The organism is Mucilaginibacter gilvus (assembly GCF_004054195.1).
GTDB classification, from domain to species: domain Bacteria; phylum Bacteroidota; class Bacteroidia; order Sphingobacteriales; family Sphingobacteriaceae; genus Mucilaginibacter; species Mucilaginibacter gilvus.
The window spans coordinates 1-501 of record NZ_SBIW01000017.1 but is presented as its reverse complement, the minus strand read 5'-3'; the positions used below and the strand labels follow the sequence as shown (position 1 = coordinate 501).

Sequence of the window (501 nt, the reverse complement as noted above, 5' to 3'; positions counted from 1 at the left end):
TTGATATTCCGGGGATGTTGACCACCTGATTCCGTGGCAAAGTGACCAGGCGATTAGCTGGCGAACGATAGCAGCGAGAGCTGTAAAAGCGTTTTCAAAGTTAGTTATTAAAAGTGGTTATTGATAACTGACCTCTTTATCATCAGTTCTTCGTTTCTTTCTCATGGATTCTCCTTTCAGCTCGATACGGTGTGCACTGTGTACGATCCGGTCCAGGATAGCATCAGCAATTGTCTTTTCACCTATTACATCATACCATTTACTTACAGGTAGCTGAGATGTAATGATCAGCGAGGTCTTTCCATGCCTGTCTTCAATGATCTCCATCAGGGCAGCCCTGCTTTGCGCATCAAAAGGCTGGATACCGAAGTCATCCAATATCAATAGTTCTTGCCGTTCTATTTTTGCTACTTCTTTGAGATAGGAACCATCAGCCTTGGCCATTTTAAGCTTGGAGAATAACTTAGGTGTACTGGCATATAAGACCCTGTAACCGAGTGT

At 43.5% G+C, this 501-nt stretch carries 1 protein-coding gene; it reads right to left on the bottom strand.

From position 1 onward, the window contains the following. Positions 1-117: 117 nt before the first annotated feature. The coding region (locus EPL05_RS21705) for an ATP-binding protein (protein ID WP_166727783.1) at positions 118-501 on the bottom strand (384 nt) is incomplete at its 5' end.